This window comes from Achromobacter sp. NFACC18-2, assembly GCF_900108985.1.
GTDB lineage: Bacteria > Pseudomonadota > Gammaproteobacteria > Burkholderiales > Burkholderiaceae_B > Achromobacter.
Genome location: NZ_FNYM01000003.1, coordinates 376,959 through 400,480, shown reverse-complemented (window position 1 = coordinate 400,480; position 23,522 = coordinate 376,959). Strand labels below are relative to the sequence as shown.

The following is a 23,522-nucleotide window of genomic DNA, read 5'->3' as shown; positions in this document are numbered from 1 at the left end:
AAGAACACACCGCAGCGGATTGCCCGCCACAGTGGAGTCAAAATACCTGCCTGCTGGCTTACCCTTGCGGGGTGGCCCGTGGGGGTGTCGCCTGGCTTGAGCAGGGCCTAATCAAAAAAACAAAAACTCAAAACTGCCTTGAGCTGCGCTGCGGCGGATTCCGTCAAGGACCGGCGGGTCTGCCCAGGCTTGTCGGGGTAGCGCTTCGGGGATGGCCCCGGGCTTCAGCCCCGCTCTGGCGCCTGGTGCCCGGCCTGCGCCTGTTGCCAGAAATCCAGTATTGCCTGCACCGTTTCCGCAATCGTCAGGTTCGACGAATCCAGCACGTGCGCATCTGTTGCGGGAGCAAGTGGCGCGGCAGCGCGCCCGGTATCGCGCGCATCACGTTCGCGCATGTCCCGCAAAAGGTCGTCTAGATTAGCAGAAATTCCCTTTTCGATCAACTGCTTACGCCGCCTCTCAGCCCGGGCGACGACGTCGGCGACCAGAAAGACCTTCAGGGACGCATCCGGGAACACCACGGTGCCCATGTCGCGCCCGTCGGCCACCAGGCCGGGCGGCAGCCGGAAGGCGCGCTGGCGCGCCAGCAGGGCCTGGCGCACGCCGGGGAAGGCGGCCACGCGGGACGCGAAGTTGCCGACTTCCTCGCGGCGGATGTCGTGGCCGGCGTCCACGCCCTCGAGGTAGACGTGGGGCCCCTCGAAGCGCACGTCCAGCGTCTCGGCCACGCGCGCCACGGCGGGTTCGTCCTCGGCCGCGATGCCGCGGTTGATGGCGGCCAGGGCGGTCAGCCGGTACAGCGCGCCGCTGTCCAGCACCGCCCAGCCCAGCGCCTTGGCGACGCGGTGAGCCACGGTGCCCTTGCCGGATGCGGTGGGGCCGTCGATCGTGATGACCGGGGCGGAAGACGCGGAGTTCGAAGCAGTCAAAGTCATGGATGCGATGCAGCGCTAGGCCGAAACCAGGCCGGCGTAGACGTCAAAATAACCCGGGAACGTCTTGCTGACGCAGCCGGGATCAAGAATGCGGACCGCCGCCGGGCCAAAAGCTGCCAGCGAAAAACACATCGCCATGCGGTGGTCGTCCCAGGTGCCGATGTGCGCGTCGCGCCACGCGCCCTGCGCGGGAGGCGTCACCTGCAGCCAGTCGGGGCCGGATTCGACCTGCGCGCCGAGCTTTTCCAATTCGGTCTGCATGGCGTGGATGCGATCCGTTTCCTTGACGCGCCAGCTGCCGATGTTGCGCAGCCTGCAAGGGCCATCCGCATACAGCGCCAGCGCGGCGGCCGTCATGGCGGCGTCCGGGATCAGGTTGAAATCGGTGTCGAAGGCCTTGAGCCGGGCGCCGTCGGCAACCTCCACGCCCGAGACTTCGATCCAGTCGGGCCCGTAGGTGACCCGGGCGCCCATGTCGGAAAGCGTGCTGGCAAAGCCCACATCGCCCTGGATGCTGTCGGCGCCCACGCCAGTTACCCGCACAGGCCCGCCGCCGATGGCGCCGAGCGCCAGGAAATAGGACGCTGTCGATGCGTCCCCTTCCACGGCGATCTGGCCCGGACTGCGATAGGCAGCGCCGGCCTCGATCACGAACCGGCTCCAGCCATCGCGCTGCACCAGCACGCCGAAACGCGCCATGAGGTTCAACGTGATCTCGATGTAGGGCTTGGAAATCAGCTCGCCCGCCACCTCGATGGTCACCGGCCGGCCACTGCGCGCTGCCTGTAGCGGCGCGGCCAGCAGCAAGGCGGTCAGGAACTGGCTGGACACCGAGCCCTGCACGCGCGTCACGGCGTTCTCGGCGATATCGCCGCGGCCGATGTGCAGCGGCGGATAGCCCGGCTGGCCCAGGTAATCGATGCGCGCGCCCAGCGCGTTCAGGGCGTCGACGAGGTCGCCGATGGGACGCTCGTGCATGCGGGGCACGCCGGACAGGCGGTAGTCGCCGCCCATGAGCGCCAGCGCGGCGGTCAGGGGCCGGATCGCGGTGCCTGCATTGCCCATGAAGAGGTCGGCGGCTTCCACGGGAAAGCGCCGCACGCCCTGCACGGTGACCCGGCCAGCGTCCAGTTCGGACACTTGCACGCCCAACTGCCGCAAGGCGGCAAGCATGACCCGCGTATCGTCGGAATCCAGCAGGCCGGTGATGGCCGTCTCGCCCTCGGCGATGGCCGACAGCAGCAGCACGCGGTTGGAAATGCTCTTGGAGCCCGGCAGGGCCATCGTGCCCTGCGCGCGCCGCACGCGCGGCAGGTCCAGGTAAGGCAAATTGCCCATGTCAGCTACTCCTTGCGCCAGGCGCGGCGCGCGCGCGCCGCCGTGTCCAGCAGCGTCAGCAAAGCCTCGCCGTCGCCATCGGCGATGGCGCGCTCGGCACGGTCCAGCACATCGCGCACGGCGGCCAGCTCGGCCAGCATCGCGTCACGGTTGGACAGAAAGATATCGCGCCACATCTCGGGCGATCCGGCGGCGATGCGGGTGAAGTCGCGAAAGCCGCTGCCCGCCAGCTCAAGCCGGGTCGCGGCATCGGCGGCCGTGGCCACCTGCTCCATATAGACCGACGCCAGCAGGTGCGGCAGATGGCTGACCGAGGCGAGCACACGGTCGTGCGCCTCGGCGTCCATGTCGATGACGTCCGCGCCGCACGCCTGCCATGCCTGGCGCACGAGCGTCGTGGCCGCCGCGCCGTTTTCCGGCAGGGGCGTGAGGATGACGGTGCGTCCGCGGTACAGCGCGGCATCGGCGGCTTCGGGCCCGGTGCGCTCGGCGCCCGCAATGGGATGGCCCGGCACGAACTGCCCGATGCGATCGCCCAGCGCGTCGCGGGCGGCCAGGACCACTTCGGCCTTCGTGCTGCCCCCATCGGTCAGCACCGTGGCGGGGCCCAGGTGCGGCCGCATTTGCGACAGCACGTTCGTCAACCCGCCCACGGGCGTGGCCAGCATGATGAGGTCCGCCCGGGCCGCGGCCGCTTCGGCCGTCACGGCTTCGTCGATGAGGCCCAGTTCCACGGCGCGCGCCAGCGATTGCGCATTGCGCCCCACGCCCAGCACGCGGCCGACCTGCCCCGCCTGCCGCAAGGCCGCGGCAAAGGAGCCGCCGATCAGGCCCACGCCAACCACCGCCAATACAGGAATCAGGGGGCCCGCGGCCCCCTGATTGGAAGAAGGCAACGCGTCGTTCATGCGGACAGGATGGCGGTCAAGGCGTCGATGAAGCGGGCGTTCTCCTGCGGCAGTCCGATGGACACGCGCAGCCACTCGGGCAGGCCGTCCCCGGCCACCGGACGCACGATGACGCCGCGCTTGAGCAGTTCGAGGTTGATCCGCGGCGCGTCGCCAACGTGCACCAGCACGAAGTTGCCGAAACTGGGCACGTAGCGCAGGTTCAGCTTTTCGAAGGCGGCGCAGAGCTGCGCCTTGCCCGCCTTGTTGGACGCGTAGGCTTCCTCGAGATAGGCGGCGTCGCCCAGCGCGGCGATGGCCGCGGCCTGGGCCAGCGTGTTGACATTGAACGGCTGGCGCACGCGGTTCAGCAGGTCGGTCAGGCCGGGCTGGGCGACCGAGAATCCGACTCGCAGGCCCGCCAGGCCGTAGGCCTTGGAGAAGGTGCGCGAGACGATCAGGTTCGGATAGCGGCGCGCCAGCGCGGTGCTGTCAAAGCGCAATTCCGGATCCAGGTATTCGTTGTAGGCCTCGTCCAGGACGACCGTGACGCGGTCGCCGTGCGCGGCGTGCACACGCTCCAGGAATTCGGCCACCTTGTCGCCGGGCACGAAGGTGCCGGTCGGGTTGTTCGGGTTGGCGATGAACACGAGACGCGTGTCATCGGCAATCGCGTCGAACATCGCATCCAGATCGTGGCCGTAGTCCACGGCGGGCACCACGATGTGGCGGGCGCCGCGCGCTTGCGTGGCCAGGCGATAGACCGCGAACGAGTGCTGCGCATAGACCGCCGACGTGCCCGGCTCCAGCAGCGCCAGCGCCGCGATTTCCAGGATGTCGTTGGACCCGTTGCCCAGCGTGATCCAGCTCATCGGCACGCCGTAACGCTCGGCGAGCGCCGCCTTCAGGTCAAAGCCGTTGGGATCGGGATAGCGCGCCAGCGATTCGGCCGCGGCCAGCATGGCCGCGCGCGCCGACTTGGGCATGCCCAAGGGGTTTTCATTGGAGGCCAGCTTGACGATGGTGGCCGGATCCAGCCCGAACTCGCGGGCCAGTTCTTCGATCGGCTTGCCTGCCTGATAGGGCGCGATGGCGCTGACGTGCGCGGGGGCGACGAGGGGCTTGGATGCGTTGGTCATCATGGTGTGGGATGTCACTGCGCCGGGTACGAGCCCAGCACTTTCAGATAGGCAACCTGCGCCTGCAATGTGGCCAGGGCGCGCTCGACATTCGGATCGCCCTGGTGACCCAGGACGTCGACGTAGAAATAATATTCCCACTGGCCGGTGCGCGCGGGACGCGACTCGAAGCGCGTCATCGACACGCCGTTGGCGGCCAGCGGCGCCAGCATTTCATAGACGGCGCCCGCGCGGTTCGGCACGGCCAGGATCAGGCTGGTCTTGTCCTTGCCGCTGGCGAGCGGCTCGATGTTGCCGATCGCCAGGAAACGGGTACGGTTGTGCGGATCGTCCTGGATGCCCGCGGCGATGATCTGCAGGTTCCAGGCGGGCGCGGCCACCTCGCCCGCAATCGCGGCGATGCTCGGATCGCCCGCCGCGGCGCGCGCGGCTTCGGAATTGCTGGAAGCGGCCACGCGTTCGACGTCGGGATAGTTGCGCGTCAGCCAGCCCTGGCACTGGGCCAGCGCCTGCGGATGCGCGGAGATCGTCCGGACCCCGTCCATGCTGCCCGATTGCGACATCAGGCAATGGCGGATGACGAGCGAACGCTCGCCAAGGATCTTGAGCGGCGTATTGAGCAGCAGGTCCAGGCTGCGGTTGACGGCGCCCTCGGTGGAGTTTTCCACCGGCACCATGCCCACGTCGGCCTGGCCGGCCTCGACGGCGCGAAAGACCTCATCGAACGACGCGCAAGGCAGCTTCTGCACCGCGTGGCCGAAATGCTCCAGGGCAGCCTGTTCGGAGAACGAGCCCTGCGGTCCCAGGAATGCCACCGTCATGCCGCGTTCCAGGCCGCGGCAGGCGGAGATGATCTCGGTCCAGACCGAGGCCACGCCGGCGTTGGGAAACGGCCCGGGATTGATCTGCTGAAGACGGCGGATGACTTCGGCCTCACGCTCGGGGCGCAGCACCGGGCCGTCGGCCTGGACGGCATGCTTGGCCTCGCCCACTTCCAGCGCGGCGCGGGCGCGCTGAGACAGGAGATCGAGGATCTGCGCATCGAGCTCGTCGATGCGCTTGCGCAGGGGGAGCAGCTTGCGCTGCAGCTCATCAGCCATGGCGACGCTCGAATTCCTTCAGGTACTCGACCAGCGCCGCCACACCTTCCATGGGCACGGCGTTGTAGATGGAGGCACGCATGCCGCCCACGCTCTTGTGGCCCTTCAACTGCGTCAGGCCGGCCGCCTCGGCGCCCTTCAGGAAGGCGTCGTTGAGCGACTCATCCCGCAGGACGAACGGCACGTTCATGCGGGAACGCACGGGCTTGTGGATGGGATTCGCGTAGAAGTCGGTGCCGTCCAGGTAGCCGTACAGCAGCTCGGCCTTGGCCTTGTTGGCCGCTTCCATGCCGGCCACGCCGCCATTGGCCTTGATCCACTTGAACACGAGCCCCGCGATGTAGATCGCGAAGGTGGGCGGCGTGTTGTAGCGCGAATGCTCGGCGGCGACGTTGGCGTAGTCGAAGGCGGACGGGCAGATCGGCAGCGCCTGGCCGATCAGGTCGCGGCGCGCGATGACCATGGTGACGCCCGCAGGGCCGGCGTTCTTCTGTGCGCCCGCATACACCATGCCGCAGCGCGACACGTCCATCGGACGCGACAGGAAATGCGACGAGGCATCGACGACCAGCGGCACGTCGGGCGCGCCCAGATCGGCCGTGTCGGGCCAGTCCATGAACTCGACGCCGCCGATGGTTTCATTGCTGCACAGGTGCAGGTAGGCCGATTCCTTGCGCACCTGCCAGGTTTCCACCGGCGGCACCCAGGTCAGCGGCGCCTGCTCGCGCCCGTCGATCACGGCAGCCTGCTCGCTGCTGGCGGCCACGTGCGTGCTGCCGTAGCGGCCGGCTTCCTTGTAGGAACGCTTGGACCAATGGCCCGTCACGACGAAATCCGCGGCCGGCGCGCCGCGGCGTCCCATGAGGTTCATGGGGACGATGGCGTTTTCCCCGGAACCGCCGCCCTGCATGAACATGACGGCGTAGTCCGCCGGCAGGCCCAGCAGTTCGCGCAGATCGGATTCTGCTTCGTCGCAGATCTGCACGAAGTGCTTGCCGCGATGGCTCATTTCCATCACGGACATGCCGCTGCCGTGCCAATCCAACATTTCTGCAGCGGCTTGCTGCAGCACCACCTCGGGCAAGGCCGAGGGGCCTGCCGAGAAGTTCCAGGGGCGGGCCATTATTGCTCCGTAGGTTCCGTCGAATCCGCTGCGTCGCTGCTGTCGTCGCCACCGGCTTGCTGGCCGTCTTCGTCCAGTTCGCCATCGTCGTCCGCATCGCTTTCCACGACGCGGCGCACGCCGGACAGCGTGCTGCCGTCGTCGACGTTGATCAGCGTGACGCCCTGCGTCGCACGGCCCATTTCGCGGATTTCCGCGACGCGGGTGCGCACCAGGACGCCGCCGGTGGTGATGAGCATGATTTCATCAGAAGGCATGACCAGCACCGCGCCCACCACCTTGCCGTTGCGCGAGGTGGTCTGGATGGCGATCATGCCCTTGGTGCCACGACCGTGGCGGGTGTACTCCGCGATCGGCGTGCGCTTGCCATAGCCGTTTTCAGTGGCCGTCAGCACGGTCTGCGTCTCGTCGCCAGCCACCAGCAGCGCGATCACCGTCTGCGTGTCTTCGAGCATCATGCCGCGCACGCCGCGCGCATTGCGGCCCATCGGGCGCACGTCGTTCTCGTCGAAGCGCACGGCCTTGCCGGCGTCCGAGAACAGCATGACGTCATGCTTGCCGTCGGTGAGGTCGGCGCCGATCAGGTAGTCGCCATCGTCAAGGTCGACGGCGATGATGCCGGCCTTGCGGGGGTTGGAGAAGTCGGACAGCGGGGTCTTCTTGACCGTGCCGCGCGAGGTCGCCATGAAGACATAGTGGTCTTCGCTGAATTCCTTGACCGGCAGCACCACCGTGATCTTCTCGCCTTCGGCCAGCGGGAACATGTTGACGATGGGCTTGCCGCGCGAATTGCGCGTGCCCTGCGGCACCTCCCAGACCTTCAGCCAGTACACGCGGCCGCGGTTGGAGAAGCACAGCAGGAAGTCGTGCGTGTTGGCGATGAAGAGCTGGTCGATCCAGTCGTTTTCCTTCATGGCCGTCGCCTGCTTGCCGCGACCGCCGCGCTTTTGCGAGCGGTACTCGGACAGCGGCTGGCTCTTGATGTAGCCGCCGTGCGACAGCGTGACCACCATGTCGGTCGGCGTGATCAGGTCTTCGGTGTCGAGCTCGGTCGCGTTCAGTTCGATTTCCGAACGGCGCGAATCCTTGGCGCCGGTCGAGAACTCGGCCTTGATGGCCTGCAGTTCGTCGCTGATGATGGTCGTGATGCGCTCGGGGCGGGCCAGGATGTCCAGCAGGTCGGCGATCGTGGACATGATGTCGCGGTATTCGCCGACGATCTTGTCCTGTTCCAGCCCGGTCAGGCGCTGCAGGCGCATGTTCAGGATTTCCTGCGCCTGCGTGTCGCTCAGGCGATACAGGCCATCGCCCTGCAGGCCGAATTCGGCGCTCAGGTCGTCCGGTCGGAAAGCCGCGCGGCCGCCGGGCGTGTCGCCATCGGCGCGCGACAGCATTTCGCGCACCAGCGACGAATCCCAGGACTTCGCCATCAGTTCCTGACGGGCGACCGGCGGCGTCGGCGCCGCCTTGATGATCGCGATGAAATCGTCGATGTTGGCCAGCGCCACCGCCAGGCCTTCCAGCACGTGGCCGCGCTCGCGAGCCTTGCGCAACTGGAACACGGTGCGGCGCGTGACGACTTCCCGGCGATGCTGCAGGAAGTAGTCGATCATCTGCTTCAGGTTGAGCAGGCGGGGCTGGCCGTCGACCAGCGCCACCAGGTTCATCCCGAAGGTGTCCTGCAACTGCGTATTCTTGTAGAGGTTGTTCAGCACGACCTCAGGCACTTCACCGCGCTTGAGCTCGATGACCAGGCGCATGCCATCCTTGTCGGATTCGTCTCGGATATCCGAGATGCCTTCGATCTTCTTGTCGTTGACCAGCTCGGCGATGCGTTCCTGCAGGGTCTTCTTGTTGACCTGGTAGGGAATCGCGTCGATGACGATCGCCTGGCGATTGCCCTTCTCCATGTCTTCGAAGTGCGTCTTGGCGCGCATGATGACGCGGCCGCGACCCGTGCGATAGCCTTCGCGCACGCCGGACATGCCGTAGATGATGCCGCCCGTGGGGAAGTCCGGCGCCGGGATGAGCTCGATCAGCTCATCGACCGTGCACGCCGGATTGCGCAGGCAATACAGGCAGCCGTCGACCACTTCCTGGAGGTTGTGCGGCGGAATGTTGGTGGCCATGCCCACCGCGATGCCCGAGCTGCCGTTGACCAGCAGGTTGGGCAGGCGCGACGGCAAGAGCAGCGGTTCCTGCTCGCTGCCGTCGTAGTTGGGGCCGAAGTCGACGGTTTCCTGGTCGATGTCGGCCAGGAGCTCGTGGGCGATCTTGGCCAGGCGGATTTCGGTGTAACGCATCGCCGCGGCGTTGTCGCCGTCGATGGAACCGAAGTTGCCCTGGCCGTCGACCAGCATGTAGCGCATGGAGAAATCCTGCGCCATGCGGACGATCGTGTCGTAGACGGACTGGTCGCCGTGGGGGTGGTACTTACCGATGACGTCCCCGACGATACGCGCGGACTTCTTGTAGGCGCGGTTCCAGTCGTTGTTCAGCTCGTGCATCGCGTAGAGCACGCGCCGGTGGACGGGCTTGAGGCCGTCCCGCACATCCGGTAGCGCCCGACCGACGATCACGCTCATTGCGTAATCGAGGTAACTGCGGCGCATCTCTTCTTCCAGCGATACCGGAAGCGTCTCCTTGGCAAAGGAATCCATATATATAACGACAGAATCGTGTAAGGAGGAACCCGGGCCGGGTAAACAGGAAATTCTATCATTCGATTGGCGGGGCGACCTGAAGGCCGACGTGAACGCGTCTCAACCGGGCCGGAACGGGGCGACCGGAAGCGCCGCCCGGCCACGCCCACCCAAGCCCCAAGGGCCTGTTGTCAAAAACCAACATGGGAAACGGAAGGAGCGCCGAAAACGTCATATCCAGCATTAATGCGCCTGTCCAGGGAAGCCAAAGCCCCCCAAATGCCTTAAGATTGTTTCCAGCACGCAGGAAACCCAGTAGCTATTCCTTTGAACCAGCTCTTGGCGTTGCTATACTGGCCCCGTTTTCCTGATATGCGGCGGGGGTTCGCTGCGAGTCACTTATCCAGCTTCAAGCTCAACGAGGAGAAACATGAACAAACCCTCCAAATTCGCTCTGGCGCTCGCCTTCGCCGCCGTCACGGCCTCTGGTGTAGCTTCCGCGCAAACCGTGGACAACTGGCGCAACCCGTTCGGTGACGTTTGGAAGAACGGCACGAACGAACTGTGCTGGCGCGATGCCTTCTGGACCCCGGCCACCGGCATCCCCGGCTGCGACGGCGTCCCGGTTGCCCAACAGAAGGCGAAGCCGGCCCCGATGGCGGCAAAGGTCGTGTTCAATGCTGACACGTTCTTCGACTTCGACAAGTCGGTCCTGAAGCCTGAAGGTCGCCAACTGCTGCAGCAAGTCGCTCAGCAAGTTCGCACGATCGATCTGGAAACCATCATCGCCGTCGGCCACACCGACTCGATCGGTACCGAACAGTACAACCAGAAGCTGTCCGAGCGCCGCGCCGCTTCGGTCAAGGCTTACCTGGTCAGCCTCGGCATCGACCCCAACCGTATCTACACGGAAGGCAAGGGTGAACTGCAGCCGATCGCTTCCAACAAGACGAAGGAAGGTCGCGCCCAGAACCGTCGCGTTGAGATCGAAATCGTGGGTAGCCGCAAGTAATTGCCGGACTAGCTACAATAAGGGGGCCTCGCATAGCGAGGCCCTTTTTTTCGCCGGCAATGCACCCAACTGGTGCAATGCCGCGCCCTCCTCGCCTTGTGCGCTGGACCCCTCTATATATAGAGCTGCCTTACGCCGGACTGCCCATGAACACGCAATCTCACGACACCGCGCAAGCCTCCATCAACGCCGACCAGGCTGAAATCGACAAGTTCAGCGCCCTCGCCAGCCGCTGGTGGGACCCCGAAAGCGAGTTCAAGCCGCTGCATGCGATCAATCCGCTGCGGCTGGAATGGATCCAGGAATGCGCGGGCAGCCTTGCCGGACGCAAGGTGCTGGACGTGGGCTGCGGGGGCGGCATCCTGTCCGAATCCATGGCCCGCGGCGGCGCCGACGTGACCGGCATCGACCTGGCCGACAAGTCCCTGAAGATCGCACGCCTGCATGGCCTGGAATCCGGCGTGAAGGTGGAGTATCGCAAGGTGCCCGTGGAGGAACTGGCTGTCGAGCAGCCCGGCCAATACGACGTGGTGACCTGCATGGAAATGCTGGAGCATGTGCCGGACCCCGCCTCGATCGTGCGCGCCTGCGCCACGCTGGTCAAACCCGGCGGCTGGGTCTTCTTTTCCACGCTGAACCGCAACCCGAAGTCGTTCCTTTTTGCGATCATCGGTGCGGAATACGTGCTGCGCCTGTTGCCTCGTGGCACGCACACCTACGACCAGTTCATCAAGCCGAGCGAGCTGTCGGCGGCGGCGCGCGGCGCGGGCCTGGAACCGGTCAGCATGCGCGGCATGGAATACAACCCGATCACCCAGATCTACACACTGTCGTCCGACACGTCGGTCAACTACCTGATGGCTACCCGCAAATGAGCGCCCTGATCCTGTTCGATTTCGACGGCACCCTGGCCGACACCGCCCCCGACCTGGCCGCCGCCGCAAACCGCCAGCGCACCCGCCGCGGACTGGAGCCGATGGCCTACGAGGCGCTGCGGCCCGTGGCCTCGCAGGGCGCGCGCGGGCTGTTGCGGGTGGCGCTCGACTTGCAGCCCGGCGACCCGGATTACGAGCCGACGCGACTGCAGTTCCTGGAAGACTACGCCGCCAGTTCGACGGTGCACAGCAAGCTCTTTCCCGGCATCGAAGACCTGCTGGCCGACATCCGTGGCCGCGGCATGTCCTGGGGCATCGTCACCAACAAGGTCACCTACCTGACCTTGCCCATCGTCGAATTCCTGGACCTGACGCGCGACAGCGCCGTGCTGGTCTGCGGCGACACCACCGCCCACGCCAAGCCGCATCCCCTGCCTTTGCAGCACGCCGCGCGCGAAGCGGGCTTTGCGACCGATCGCTGTGTCTACGTCGGCGATGACCTGCGCGACATCCAGGCCGCGCACGCCGCGGGCATGCCCGCCGTGGCGGCCGCCTACGGCTACGTCGGCGAAGACGACGACGTCATTGCGTGGCAGGCGGAAACCTGCGCCCACTCGCCCGCGGACCTGTGGTCCGCCATCGAACCGCTGCTGCCGCGCGACCTGCGCTGACGCGCACCCCAGGCCCGCCCCCGGGCGGCCTGGTGCGGCGCCGGCGTGTCGGCTTGGTCCGCGACGATCCGCTTTCCTTGCGGCCCCACCTCTTTTCGCCTTGGGTCGTCTGTGCCGCTGCGGATTGTCCAGGCCGATTAGCGCCTCGGGCCGACTAATCTATCCGGATGCCGAGGGTTTATCCGGCAGCCCATGTCCCCTACAGTGTGAACCGTGCATGGCGCTCCGGATTTTCCCGGATTGCATGCTTTCCGGCCCGTGCCGGCGTTGCGGCTTTTTCAGGCCGCAACGAATTCGATGCCGGCGGGCCCTGCGCCTGCCGCCCCTGCCCCGCCATCGCCAGGCGGCGCACCTCTGACCGCTGGACCACACACTCCACCGCCCTGACCGCGCGGCGCCATTCGGCGTCGCGTCCTAGGAATGCCCATGCTTTTGCCTATCTTGCTTCTGTCCGCTGCCGGCTTCACCATCCTGACCACCGAATTCCTGATCGTGGGGCTGCTGCCCGCCCTGGCCCGCGACCTGGACGTGACGGTTTCCCAGGCCGGCTTGCTGGTGACCCTGTTCGCCTTCACCGTCGCGGCGACCGGCCCCCTGTTGACCGCCCTGATGGCGAACCTGGAACGCAAGCGCCTCTTCATTGGCGTGCTTGCGCTGTTCGGCCTGTCCAATGCCCTGGCGGCCGTGGCGCCCAACATCTGGGTCATGGCGATCGCCCGCTTCGTGCCGGCGCTGGCTCTGCCGGTGTTCTGGTCGCTTGCCAGCGCCACCGCGGTGGAAATTGTCGGACCGGCGCGAGCCGGGCGGGCCATTTCGACGGTCGCCTTTGGCATCGTGGCGGCCACGGTGTTCGGCATTCCCATCGGCGTCCTGATCTCGGACGCATTCGGATGGCGCGCCGCGTTCTGGGTGCTGTCGGCCGTGGCATTCGCCAAAGCCCTGCTGCTGCTCGTCGCCTTTCCCAAGACCCGCGTCCGCACCGAGAACGTGCGCCTCGTCACGCAGGTGCGCATCCTGCGCAACCCCATGGTGGTGGGCCACGTGCTGCTGTCGCTGCTGGTGTTCACGGGCATGTTCACGGCCTACACGTATCTGGCGGACATGCTGGAACGGCTGGCTGGCTTTGACGGCGAGACGGTGGGCTGGACGATGATGGCGTTTGGTGCGGTCGGCCTGGTCGGCAACACCTTGGGCGGCCGGATCGTGGACCGCAGCCCGCTGGGCGCCACGAGCCTGTTCTCGGCGCTGATGGCGGTGGGTCTGGCGTTCGTCGCGCCGGTCATGCAGTCGCCCGGCCTGCTCGCCGTGGCGCTCGGGATCTGGGGCATTGCGCAGGCCGCGCTATTCATCGTGTGCCACGTACGGCTGATGAAGTCCGCCCCCGAGGCGCCCGCATTTGCCGCATCCCTGAACATTTCCGGCGCCAACATCGGCATCGGGCTGGGCGCGGTCGTGGGCGGGCATGTGATCGACCAGTACGGGCTGGCGACTCTGGGCTGGGCCGCCGCCGCGATCGTGGGCATGTCCGTGGCCCTGGCGGCGCTGATGATGGCGGCGTCGCGCGCCGGCCGGCCATCCAAGGCCGAGTGCGCGAATGCAGCCTGAACCGGACGCCTCACCCGCGCCACACCGGCAATGATGGACCGCGCCCATGGCGGGCTATTGCGTTTGCCAGTACAATAGAAGTTCTTGGGGCCGATCCGGATTCGACGTGGGTCGCGAAACAACTCAGGGCATGCCGAGCACCAGTACGCTCGTTAAACCACTGGAACACTACAAACGCCAACGACGAGCGTTTCGCTCTCGCCGCTTAAGCGGTGAGCCGCTGCACTGATCTGTCCTTGGGTCAGGCGGAGGAAGGCAACTTCCTAGGGGGGTAACCCTCGAACCGCAGCAGCGACATTCACAAGGAATCGGTCTGCGCTGGGGTCACACGGCTCAGATTTAAATTACGTGAATCGCTTTGGTCCGGCCTGTCGGTTGGCTAAGTCCAAAGTTAAAACCAAATAAATCGACTACGCATGTAGAACTGGTTGCGGAGGGCTTGCGGACGGGGGTTCAATTCCCCCCGGCTCCACCAAATTCCGTTCAGCAACGTCAGCTGAAACAAGAAATCCTCAAGGATGCAAATCCTTGAGGATTTTTTTCGTCCCGGCGGGCCGTAGCCCCGCAGTCATTGCCGGTTGACCCAATCCTGTGCGCCTTCGATGAACCACGGCAGGTTCAGCCGTTCGCCCTCTCCGGACTGGATGGTCAGGCGCTGGCCGGAGGGATTGGGGTTGGTGGCGGACGGGGGCGAGTCCAGGGGACGGCTGCGGTAGTCCAGGTCGGTTCGCTGGGGCTGCGTGTCGGCGCAGGCGGTGATCGAGGCGAAAGCCGCGATGGCGAGGACCAGCCGCAGCGCTACGTGGGGAGTCTTCATGGTGTTCGGGTTCCTGCTGGCGGCACGGGCCGGGGTGCCGGGCAATCTAGGCCACTGCCCTTAACCTTACTCGCAATCGGGCGCCCTGCGCGCGTCCCGTCCCTGTGGCGCGTCGACCACAAATGGCCCGGCCGGACCGACCGCCGTCTGTATCAGTATTTCACCGGCCCGCGCCGGCCAGGATACGCGACGCGACCGGGGAAGGCCCATTGCGGCCTAAGCCCCGACCCGATGCAACTGAAATAGGTTGTTTCACGCCATCAGCCCTCCTCGCGGTAACGCCGCGCCGCTGATCGGACCCCGAATTTGGCCGCCAAACCCGCATGGGCATTGGGAAACCGAAAGGCGGCTTGAGTCAGGGAGACGGACCAGTCCATGGAATGGTTCGACATAATCCGACACATATTACGAATGCTTTCAAGACACAATGAACGCCAAAAATGCCACCGGCGCTGGAGGCCCGTTCGCGCTATGAAAGTCCTGTCGATATTTGGCACGCGCCCGGAGGCCATCAAGATGGCGCCGCTGGTCACGGCGCTGCAGCGCGAGCCGACGATCCATAGCGTGGTCTGCGTGACCGGACAACATCGGGAGATGCTGGACCAGGTGCTGACGCTGTTTGACCTGAAGGCGCAGCACGACCTGGACATCATGGTGCCCAACCAGTCGCTGAACGGCTCGTATGCCCGCCTGATCAGCCGCGTCGACGGCGTGCTGGAAGCGGAGAAGCCCGATTGCGTGCTGGTGCATGGCGACACGAGCACGGCGTCGGCCTGCGCGCTGGCGTCGTTTCATCGGCGCGTGCGCATCGGGCACGTGGAGGCGGGACTGCGCACGGGCAATCTGGCGATGCCCTTCCCCGAAGAAATGAACCGCCGCGTGGTCGATGCGGTGGGCGACCTGCTCTTCGCGCCGACCGCGGAATCGCGCGGCAACCTGCTGCGCGAAAACCTGGCCGGGAGCATCACGGTGACCGGCAATACGGTGATCGACGCGCTGGCGATGACCTGTGCCAAACTGACCGCCGGCGGCGCGCTGGACCATGCGCTGCGGACCCGGTACGCCTGGCTGGACCCGAACCGGCGACTGCTGCTGGTGACCGGACACCGGCGCGAGAGTTTCGGCGAGGGGTTTCGCAACATCTGCGCGGCGCTGGCCGAACTGGCGCGGCGGCCGGACCTGCAGATCGTTTATCCGGTCCACTTGAACCCCCAGGTGCGCGGCGTGGTGATGAGCGAGTTGTCCGGACGGCCGAACGTGCACCTGATCGAGCCTCTGGATTACCTCGACTTCGTCTGGTTCATGCGGCGGTCTCATCTGATCCTCACCGATTCCGGCGGCGTGCAGGAAGAGGCGCCCTACCTGGGCAAGCCGGTGCTGGTGATGCGCGACGTCACGGAGCGGCCCGAAGCGGTGCGGGCCGGCACGGTGGCGCTGGTGGGCACCGATGTGCGCCGCATCGTCGGCGAGGTCGGCCGGCTGCTCGATGACCCCGCGCTGCACGGCGCCTTTTCGCGCCGGATCAATCCGTATGGCGACGGCAAAGCCAGCCAGCGCATCGTGGATGCGCTCTGCGCGCGCCCCGTGGCGGAATTCGATCCCTACGCCACCCCGCCTGTCTGAACCCCTGCCGCGATGCCTTTCCTGCCTGGAGCCTTCATGCCCCTCTCTTCACGAGCCTCCGACCTTCGCGCGTTGTGCCTCGCCCTGGCCGCGGCCGGACTGCTGGCGCCGCTGGGCGCGCTTGCCAGTCCGGCCGGCGACGCCTTGCGCCGCCTGCAAAGCGACGTCCTGGTGACGCGCAGCGCCACGCTGGAAGACCTGGGCATCACCGAGCCCGTCGTGCTGAGCAACAGCGATGCGCGGCAGGAGTTCTATCTGCCGGTGCCGCGCGGCGTGCCGATCGCGGATGCCACGCTGGATTTCGATGCGCGCTACACCAAGGGCGAACCGGGCCGGACCAGCATGGTGCTGTGGCTCGACGGCGTGCCGCAGGTCGCGCAGCGGATCGCGGATGGCGACGGGTCGGCCAGCCGCGCCTTGCGCGTCGACCCCCGTATCCGCGAATCGGGTTTTCTGCGCGTGGGCGTGGACTGGCAATCCGACATCGCGCGGCGCCAATGTGAAAGCAACCGCGCCACGGGCAATGCGCTGACGATCTCGCCGCAGACGCGGCTGAGCTACCGCTACGACGCCTCCGCGATCCACAGCCTGGACGATGCATGGGGCTCGCTGCCCGCCCGGCCCGTGCTCATGGTCGCCGGCCGCAAGCTGGACCAGCAGGCCTTCGACAGCGCCTGGCGCCTGGGCGTGGCGATGGAGCGCGGCGGCAAGCGGGTGGCGGTCAAGGCCTTCCCGTCGGTAGGCGACGAGGTCGACACGCGCGGCCTGCAGGTTCCCGCGGGGCTGGCGCAGGTGCCGGCGTTTGCCGCGGTGGCCGGCAAAGAAACGCACACGCTCGCCAACCCCGCGGAAATCGGCGCCCTGCTGGTGATGGGCGCGCCGTCCGTGGCGGGCGACGTGGTCATTGCCGATGCCGCGCTCGGCACGAAATACAACGCGGCGCTGGACGCCCTGCAGGCGCAGCTTGCCTCGGACGCCGACGCCGCGGACGCCTTCAAGGCGTGGCGCCAGCAGCGCATGCCGCTGGCGGGCGCCGCACAGCCGTCCCGAACGATCCGCCTTGCGCCGCTGGGCGGGCAGGCGGTGATCGCCGTGGCGGCCGACGCGGGCGCGCAGGGCGCGGGCGTGTTCGACACCGCCTGGCGCCGCATCCTGGCCAGCCGCCAGGTGCAGGTGCAGACGGCCACGCCCCCGCAATCGATGCCGGACGGCGGCGTGCGCCTGTCCAGCCTGGGCGGCTCGTCCACGAGCTTTGACGTGGTGGCGCGCGGCGACTGGAACGCGGCTTTCCCGCTGGCCGCCGTGACCGCCGACGGCCGCGTGCCGGACGAGCTGATCATGGACGTGGCGGCCGCGCCCGGCGCATCGTCGACGCGTCCGGTGGCGTCCGTGTTCTGGAACGGCATCCTGCTGGGCGCCCGGCAACTGGAAGCCGACGGGCAGCCGGAACGCCTGGCCGCGCGTGTGCCCGCCTATGCGCTGGGCGTGACCAACACCGTGCGCGTGACCTTCCAGCGCCAGCCCGTGTCCGTGGACTGCAATGAGATTCCGCAGGGCTTTCCCGTCAACGTGCTGCCGACCAGCTATGTGAAGCCGGGGAAGGCGCAGCCGGACGGCACGTTCGTGGGCCTGCTGCCGCTGATGGCCGGCTCGCCCCAGGTGCTGATTCCGGACAGCTATCTGGCCGACGCGCCCGACAACATCAAGCGCGTGATCGGCATCGCGGCGGCCAGCGGCGTGTCGGCCACGCGCGCCGAGCTGTCGGTCTCTCCCGCGGGCCAGCCGGTCAAACCGGCGCGCCCCTTCCTGGCGATGGAATTGCCGGTGGAAGGCGCCAAGGCCTCGGTCCAGGTCACCGAGCGCAAGCAGTTGCAGGTGGCCGGCAAGGACACGACGTGGCTGGACATTGCCGGCCTCACCCGCCTGAGCACCGCCGAGGTGGTCAGCGCGGGCGGCCAGGACGGCATCCTGTGGCACACGCTGGGGCAGCAGCCGGGCATGACGGACGCCCCCTTCGTGCTCAATCGCGGCAACATCGCGCTCATCGGCGCGGCGGGCCCGGTGGCCTGGATCGACAGCGCCAACCCGGACGCGAGCCATCCGCCCGGCGCGGGCGAGAGCGCCTTTTTCGAGTGGCGCCGCTATATCTCGTGGAGCGTGCCGGCCGTCAGCATCAGCCTTCTGGTGCTGCTGCTGATCCTGATCCTGGCGATGCGAGTGAGCCGCAGGAAGAAGAAGGAACCCCGGTAATCCGAAAGGACCAGGCGCCATGTCCTCGCTTTACTGGCCCTACCTGATCGCGGACTACTACCGCGGCCTGGAGGTCGTCACCGCCGTGGTGGGCGTGATCATCCTGCTGTCCAGCCTGGATGATTTGTTCATCGACGGTTGGTACTGGGTGCGCGAGCTGTGGCGGTCGCTGACCATCAAGCGCCGCTACACGCCGCTGACGGCCGAGCAATTGCGCGCCAAGCCGGAGCAGCCGCTTGCGATCATGGTGCCGGCCTGGCTGGAGTACGACGTGATCGCGTCGATGCTGGAGACCATGGTGTCGACGCTGGAATACAAGAACTACATGATCTTCGCGGGCACCTACCGGAACGACGAGCGCACGATCAAGGAAGTGGAGCGGATGCGCCGCCGCTATCGCCAACTGATCCGCGTGGAAGTGCCGCACGACGGCCCGACCTGCAAGGCCGATTGCCTGAACTGGATCGTGCAGGCGATCTTTGCGCAGGACGCCAAGCAACCCGTGCCGTTTGCCGGCGTGATCCTGCACGACAGCGAGGACGTGCTGCACCCGCTGGAACTCAAGTACTACAACTACCTGCTGCCGCGCATCGACTTCATCCAGCTTCCCGTGACGTCGCTGGAGCGGCACTGGTACGAGCTGGTGGCGGGCACCTACATGGACGAGTTCGCGGAATGGCACACCAAGGACCTGGTGGTGCGCGAGAGCCTGTCCAAGATGGTGCCGTCCGCGGGCGTGGGCACGTGCTTTTCGCGCCGCGCGCTGCTGGAGCTGGCGGCCGAGACGAACAACCAGCCGTTCAACACGGACACGCTCACCGAGGACTACGACATCGGCGCGCGGTTGGCCCAGCGCGGCATGCGCCAGATCTTCGGCAAATTCCCCGTCGAATACGTGACGCGCCGCCAGTCCTGGTTCGGCATGGGCAAGGAACGCGTCGCGCCCCTGCGCATGCCGCTGGGCGTGCGCGAATATTTTCCCAACACCTTCCGCACCGCCTACCGGCAGAAGGCGCGCTGGACGCTGGGGATCGGCCTGCAAGGTTGGCAGCAGGTGGGATGGACGGGATCGCTCGCGACCCGGTACCTGCTGTTCCGCGACCGCAAGGGCCTGGTCACGTCCTTCATTGCCATCCTGGCCTATGTGCTGCTGGCCAATTTCTTTGTCTTTTACCTGGCCGACCTGTTTGGCTGGTGGACGGTGTACTACCCCTCTTACTTCCGGCCCGGCGGCTGGCTGGTGACGCTGATGTGGGCCAATGCCGTCGCGCTGCTGCTGCGCGTGGTGCAGCGCGCCTATTTCGTCGGCCGGATGTACGGCTGGGAACATGCCCTGCTGTCGATTCCCCGGATGATCGTGGGCAACTTCATCAACGCCATGGCGGCGGCGCGGGCCTGGCGTTTGTTCATCGGCCACCTGATCACGGGCAAGCGGCTGGCGTGGGACAAGACCATGCACGACTTCCCGTCCACCGACCAGCTCGCGCAGCAGCGCCAGCGGCTGGGCGAGCTGCTGCTGTCCTGGCAGGCAATCGACCAGTCCACGCTGGAACGGGCGCTGGAGATCCAGGCCCGCGAGAACAAGCCGCTGGGCCAGATCCTGACCGAACAAGGCTGGCTGGACGAAGGCACGCTGCACGAAGCCATCCAATTCCAACAGGCCGGACAAGGCGAACCGCCCGCCGCCCCCGGCACCAAACCCGCTGCGCCATGACGTCTTTTCCCCGATCGCTCGTTCTGTCCGCCGCCCTGGCCTGTGCCTGGGCCGCGGCGCCTGCGAGCGTCCAGGCCCAGGCCAGGACCGAAGCGCCGCTGGAAGGCGCCGCTTGGCAGTTCGCCGACGAGGGCTACAAGAACTACGACGCGGGCAACTATGCGCTGGCGCAGCAGCAGGCCGAATCGGCCATCGTGCTGCGCCCCGACGTCGAGCGCCTGCGGCTGCTGTTGATCTATTCCCTGCAGAAGCAGGGCAAGATCCAGGAAGCCGAAAAGGCTGCCGCCGACGCCATCGCCAGCGGCCTGGACACGCCCGCCCTGCGCCAGGCGCGCGCCAACCTGCGGCCCGCCGCGGCGCGGCCTGACGTGGCCCGGCCTGACGCGGCCCGACCTGCCTCCGCAGCCAGGCCTGCCAGCGCCTACCAGCGCGGCTTTCCGATCGCCACCCGCGCCTACGCGGACTACAACCGCGCGGACTACCCCGCGGCCGAGCGCGGCGCCGAACGCGCGTTCCGGATCGATCCCAAACAAGGCGCCTGGGCCATGCTGTGGCTCGACGCGCTGGAAGCGCAAAGCAAATACGCCGAGGCCGAGGCAGCGGCCGCCCGGGCGCTGGCGCTGGGCGCGCCCAACCGGAATGACCTGGCCGCGCGCCAGCAGACGCTCAAGCGCCGGATGGCGGTCAAGCCGGCCGAGGCGGGTTACCAGGCGCTGATCGCCAACCGCCCGGGCGACGCCGTGCCGCTCGCGCGGCAGGCCGTCGCGCTGGCCCCGGAAAGCCCCAGCCACCGCCTGCTGCTGATCACCGCCCTCATGCTGGACAACCAGCTCGACGCGGCGGAGCAGGCCGCCACGGACGCCATGCTGCAGGACGACGAGAATACGGTCGCGCTGCTGATGCGCGGCTATCTGCGCCAGCGCCAGGGCAAGACGCAAGAGGCCGACGCGGACTTCGACGCGGCGCTCGGCCAGGACTGGCTGGACGACGAACAGCGGCGCAACGTGCGCCTGATCGCGGCCGACGCGGCGCTGGCCGCTGGCGAAAACGCGCGCGCGCTGGCGCTGGTCGAACCGCTGGACGGCAAGGACGAGGCGGCGGCGCAGCGCATCAAACGCGCCCGCGCCCGCCCCGCCATCCCCGCCACCCTGACGCTGGCCAACTATCCCGCCCCGGTGCAGGACTGCCGCGACACGCCCTACGGCACGTCCTGCGAGCTGTTGCCGTCGGACGCCGCGGGCAGCGGCGGTCCCGCGTCGCTGGCCTATGCCGCCTATGCGCGCGAGGATTACCCGGAAGCGATCCGCCAGGCGCGCAAGGCGGTCGAGCAGGACCCCGCCAACAAGGAGTACCAGCGCCTGCTGACCACCACGCTGGCGGCCGGCAACCCCGCGCAGCTGGCCGAGGCCAATGCCCGCATGAGTGAGGCCCTGGCCGCGCAGCCCGACGATCCCGCGCTGCTGATGCAGCGCGGCTACCTGCACCAGCGCATGCGCCAGCCTGGACTGGCGCTGCAGGACTTCCAGGCCGCGCGCGCCACCGGCAAGGCCCCGCCCACGGTGATCCTGGACGAAGGCTATGCGCTGGCCGGCACGGGCGACAAGCGGGGCGCCGTCGATCGGCTCAAGGAGGCCATAGACGAGAACGATGCGGGCAAGCTCGATCTGACGCCCCAGCAGCGATTCGATACGCGCAATGCCATCGGCGGCCTGGCGCGCGAATGGGGCGGCTATTTCTCGGCCGGCTACCGCGGCGCGCGGCCGGCGTCGTCCGGGCTGGGCGGCGCGGCCATCACGGTGCCCGGGGACGCCGTGTTCAGCACCGCCGAGATCTTCTGGCGGCCATCGGATTTCCTGAATTCGTCGACGCGCACCTTCGAACTCTATGGCCGCCTGTCCAATACCCTGTACGACAAGGGCGGCAGGACCGCCAGCCAGACCGTGTCCGATCCGTGCGGCGGCACCGTCGACATCCAGGAAGCCACCAACCAGGGCATCTCCGGCATTCCCACGACCATCGGCTCGCTGGGCATGCGATTCACCCCGTCCACCGAAGTGGGCGTGACGTTCGGCCTGGAGCGCCAGTTCAACCTGGGCAGCGCCACGCGCCGCGGCACGTTCAGCCCCGACCCGGCGGCGCTGCGCTGCGCGCTCAACCGCGACAACCAGACCGCGCACTACCAGACGGATGCCGGCAGCGGCGGCTGGCTGGCCTATGTGACCTACGGACTCTATGAAGGCACCACGCTGCGCATCGACCGCCCCGACTGGTTCACGATGGAGGGCTACGTCCAGGCCGGCTATTCGTGGCAGGACATGCCCGCGAAGTTCTGGCTGCGCGACAACGCGACGGGCGTCGACGGCGAGAAGTCGTCGGGCCGCTTGAAGCGCGACCAGGCCTTCGGCGCCGGCGAACTGCGCGTAGGCCGCAGCTACCGCGTGGACGCGATCAGCGAACGCCTGGTGTTCTTTCCGTACGCGGTGATCGGCGCGGACTGGCTATGGAACAAGAACCGGGTGACGGGCTTTGACATCGACGGTTCCGACTCCTACCGGCTGCTGGGCGACAACGCCTCGTGGTCGATGGGCGCCGGCCCGGGCTTCAACTTGCGCTACTGGTTCCGGGAAGACCACTACACCGCGCCCATGTCCTATCTGGACCTGACGACCCAATACCGTTTCAACATCGGCGGCGGGCAGGCCGACCGGGCCAAGGGCCTGTTCATCAACCTGACCCTGTCGTACTGACGGCACGCCGACCCGCATCAAAAGGAGAGTCTACGCATGCACCTCGCAAACCGCCTCCCGAAGCGCGCCCTGCCCGGCCTGGCCCGCGCGCTGGCGTCGGCCGCCCTGATGGCGGCCTGCGCCGCCGCCTCGCAGGCGCAGCAGGCATCGTCCATCGTGATCCAGGGCAAGGACAACTGGCTGTTCCCCGGCTGGGGCAGCCTGACGCAAGTGGACATGCGCGGCATCGACGCGTCCACGCAGCTCGTGCGCGAGACGCGCGACGCGCTGGCGGCCAGGGGCATCCAGCTCGAAGTGCTGGTGCTGCCGGACAAGACGCTCTTCTATCAGGACAAGCTGCCGGACGGCAAGGCGCTCAGCGCCGACGTGAAGAAGCGCTACCAGACCATCCAGGACAAGCTCCGGCAGGCCGGTATTTCCACCATCGACGACGAGGCGGTGCTGCAGCGGGTCAAGAACGGCGGCCAGGACGTCTTCTACCGCACCGACCAGCACTGGACGCAGGCGGCCGCCGACGCCACCGCCGAAGCGATGGCGCAGCGCATCGGACAGGACGTGAAGACGCTGGCCGGCAAGCCCGGCACGGGCATGCAGTTGGGCAGCGTCGTCAACGAACGCCGCTATGGCGATCTGGCCGAACTCTTTCTCACGCCGGACCAGCGCAAGCAGGCAGGCCGCGAAACCTTCACGGTGCGGCGCCAGGCCGAGGGCCAGAGCCTGCTGGACGACACGCCGGCGCCCGTGCATGTCACCGGCCACAGCATGGTGCAGCCCTACTTCGGCTTTCCGCAGAAGCTGTCCAATGCCCTGGACCGCCCGGTGTCGGTGAACTGGAAGCCCGGCAACGTGGGCCACTGGGTCATGCTGCTGGAGTACCTGGAGTCGCCGGCGTTCAAGCAGAACAAGCCCCAAGTGCTGGTCTGGCAGATGTTCGAGCCCACCTACGCGCAGGGCCCGGACGCCCGCGGGCTGTGGGACAACGCCTCCCTCATGAGCGCCGACGCCTGGCGCGCCCGCATGAAAGCGGCGCTCGGGAAATAAGCG

At 67.3% G+C, this 23,522-nt stretch carries 17 protein-coding genes and 1 other RNA gene; 10 read left to right on the top strand and 8 right to left on the bottom strand.

The genetic code is table 11. The features are described 5' to 3' along the window. Positions 1 to 224: 224 nt before the first annotated feature. Genes cmk through gyrA form a run of 7 tightly spaced genes read right to left on the bottom strand, consistent with a single transcriptional unit; the run spans position 225 to position 9,182 of the window. The gene (gene cmk / locus BMW75_RS06675) at positions 225 to 929 is read right to left on the bottom strand and encodes a (d)CMP kinase (protein WP_092578068.1); all 705 of its coding nucleotides are present in this window, start codon (positions 927 to 929) and stop codon (positions 225 to 227) included. Between the two features lie 21 nt (positions 930 to 950). Continuing rightward, positions 951 to 2,273 carry a 3-phosphoshikimate 1-carboxyvinyltransferase gene (gene aroA, locus BMW75_RS06670; RefSeq protein ID WP_092577985.1) on the bottom strand — a complete coding sequence of 441 codons (1,323 nt, stop codon included), beginning with the start codon at positions 2,271 to 2,273 and terminating at the stop codon, positions 951 to 953. Positions 2,274 to 2,278: 5 nt separating this feature from the next. Then, positions 2,279 to 3,181, bottom strand: coding sequence for a prephenate dehydrogenase (locus BMW75_RS06665; RefSeq protein WP_092577984.1), 903 nt, complete (start codon positions 3,179 to 3,181; stop codon positions 2,279 to 2,281). Beyond that, the gene (gene hisC, locus BMW75_RS06660) at positions 3,178 to 4,299 is read right to left on the bottom strand and encodes a histidinol-phosphate transaminase (RefSeq protein ID WP_076521977.1); all 1,122 of its coding nucleotides are present in this window, start codon (positions 4,297 to 4,299) and stop codon (positions 3,178 to 3,180) included. Before hisC ends, BMW75_RS06665 begins: the two co-directional genes overlap by 4 nt. A 14-nt stretch (positions 4,300 to 4,313) precedes the next feature. After that, on the bottom strand, positions 4,314 to 5,399 hold the full coding sequence (gene pheA / locus BMW75_RS06655; protein ID WP_076519555.1) for a prephenate dehydratase: 1,086 nt from the start codon (positions 5,397 to 5,399) through the stop codon (positions 4,314 to 4,316). Next, positions 5,392 to 6,522, bottom strand: coding sequence for a 3-phosphoserine/phosphohydroxythreonine transaminase (serC, locus tag BMW75_RS06650; protein WP_175493111.1), 1,131 nt, complete (start codon positions 6,520 to 6,522; stop codon positions 5,392 to 5,394). The genes pheA and serC overlap by 8 nt, the downstream gene beginning before the upstream one ends. Then, complete coding sequence (gene gyrA, locus BMW75_RS06645) at positions 6,522 to 9,182, bottom strand: DNA gyrase subunit A (protein ID WP_076519551.1); 2,661 nt, start codon at positions 9,180 to 9,182, stop codon at positions 6,522 to 6,524. The genes serC and gyrA overlap by 1 nt, the downstream gene beginning before the upstream one ends. A 412-nt stretch (positions 9,183 to 9,594) precedes the next feature. On the opposite strand from gyrA, the gene ompA reads away from it, so the two are divergent. From ompA to ssrA, 5 genes are all read left to right on the top strand, one after another. Continuing rightward, positions 9,595 to 10,176: an outer membrane protein OmpA gene (gene ompA / locus BMW75_RS06640; RefSeq protein WP_076519549.1), complete on the top strand. Its 582-nt coding sequence runs from the start codon at positions 9,595 to 9,597 to the stop codon at positions 10,174 to 10,176. 146 nt (positions 10,177 to 10,322) lie between these two features. Then, complete coding sequence (gene ubiG, locus BMW75_RS06635; RefSeq protein WP_092577980.1) at positions 10,323 to 11,051, top strand: bifunctional 2-polyprenyl-6-hydroxyphenol methylase/3-demethylubiquinol 3-O-methyltransferase UbiG; 729 nt, start codon at positions 10,323 to 10,325, stop codon at positions 11,049 to 11,051. Continuing rightward, a complete protein-coding gene (locus tag BMW75_RS06630; RefSeq protein ID WP_076519546.1) occupies positions 11,048 to 11,722 on the top strand; it encodes an HAD-IA family hydrolase in 675 nt (224 codons plus the stop codon). Before ubiG ends, BMW75_RS06630 begins: the two co-directional genes overlap by 4 nt. Before the next feature lie 426 nt (positions 11,723 to 12,148). After that, on the top strand, positions 12,149 to 13,327 hold the full coding sequence (locus BMW75_RS06625; protein WP_092577979.1) for an MFS transporter: 1,179 nt from the start codon (positions 12,149 to 12,151) through the stop codon (positions 13,325 to 13,327). A gap of 86 nt (positions 13,328 to 13,413) precedes the next feature. Further along, positions 13,414 to 13,802, top strand: a transfer-messenger RNA (tmRNA) gene (gene ssrA, locus BMW75_RS06620). Positions 13,803 to 13,895: 93 nt separating this feature from the next. Here the strand turns inward: ssrA and BMW75_RS06615 are convergent. Continuing rightward, positions 13,896 to 14,144: a hypothetical protein gene (locus tag BMW75_RS06615; RefSeq protein ID WP_092577977.1), complete on the bottom strand. Its 249-nt coding sequence runs from the start codon at positions 14,142 to 14,144 to the stop codon at positions 13,896 to 13,898. A 471-nt stretch (positions 14,145 to 14,615) separates the two neighbouring features. Here BMW75_RS06615 and wecB point away from each other — a divergent pair, with 471 nt between their 5' ends. Genes wecB through BMW75_RS06590 form a run of 5 tightly spaced genes read left to right on the top strand, consistent with a single transcriptional unit; the run spans position 14,616 to position 23,519 of the window. Continuing rightward, positions 14,616 to 15,767, top strand: a complete 1,152-nt coding sequence (gene wecB, locus BMW75_RS06610) for a non-hydrolyzing UDP-N-acetylglucosamine 2-epimerase (protein ID WP_092577976.1) — start codon at positions 14,616 to 14,618, stop codon at positions 15,765 to 15,767. A 36-nt stretch (positions 15,768 to 15,803) separates the two neighbouring features. Then, the gene (locus tag BMW75_RS06605; RefSeq protein ID WP_092577974.1) at positions 15,804 to 18,017 is read left to right on the top strand and encodes a cellulose biosynthesis cyclic di-GMP-binding regulatory protein BcsB; all 2,214 of its coding nucleotides are present in this window, start codon (positions 15,804 to 15,806) and stop codon (positions 18,015 to 18,017) included. A gap of 19 nt (positions 18,018 to 18,036) precedes the next feature. Then, a complete protein-coding gene (locus BMW75_RS06600; RefSeq protein ID WP_092577973.1) occupies positions 18,037 to 19,731 on the top strand; it encodes a glycosyl transferase family protein in 1,695 nt (564 codons plus the stop codon). After that, complete coding sequence (locus tag BMW75_RS06595; RefSeq protein WP_092577971.1) at positions 19,728 to 22,478, top strand: NfrA family protein; 2,751 nt, start codon at positions 19,728 to 19,730, stop codon at positions 22,476 to 22,478. The genes BMW75_RS06600 and BMW75_RS06595 overlap by 4 nt, the downstream gene beginning before the upstream one ends. A 36-nt stretch (positions 22,479 to 22,514) precedes the next feature. Further along, entirely contained in the window at positions 22,515 to 23,519 is a 1,005-nt protein-coding gene (locus tag BMW75_RS06590) for an alginate O-acetyltransferase AlgX-related protein (RefSeq protein WP_092577969.1), read from the top strand. Positions 23,520 to 23,522 lie beyond the last annotated feature (3 nt).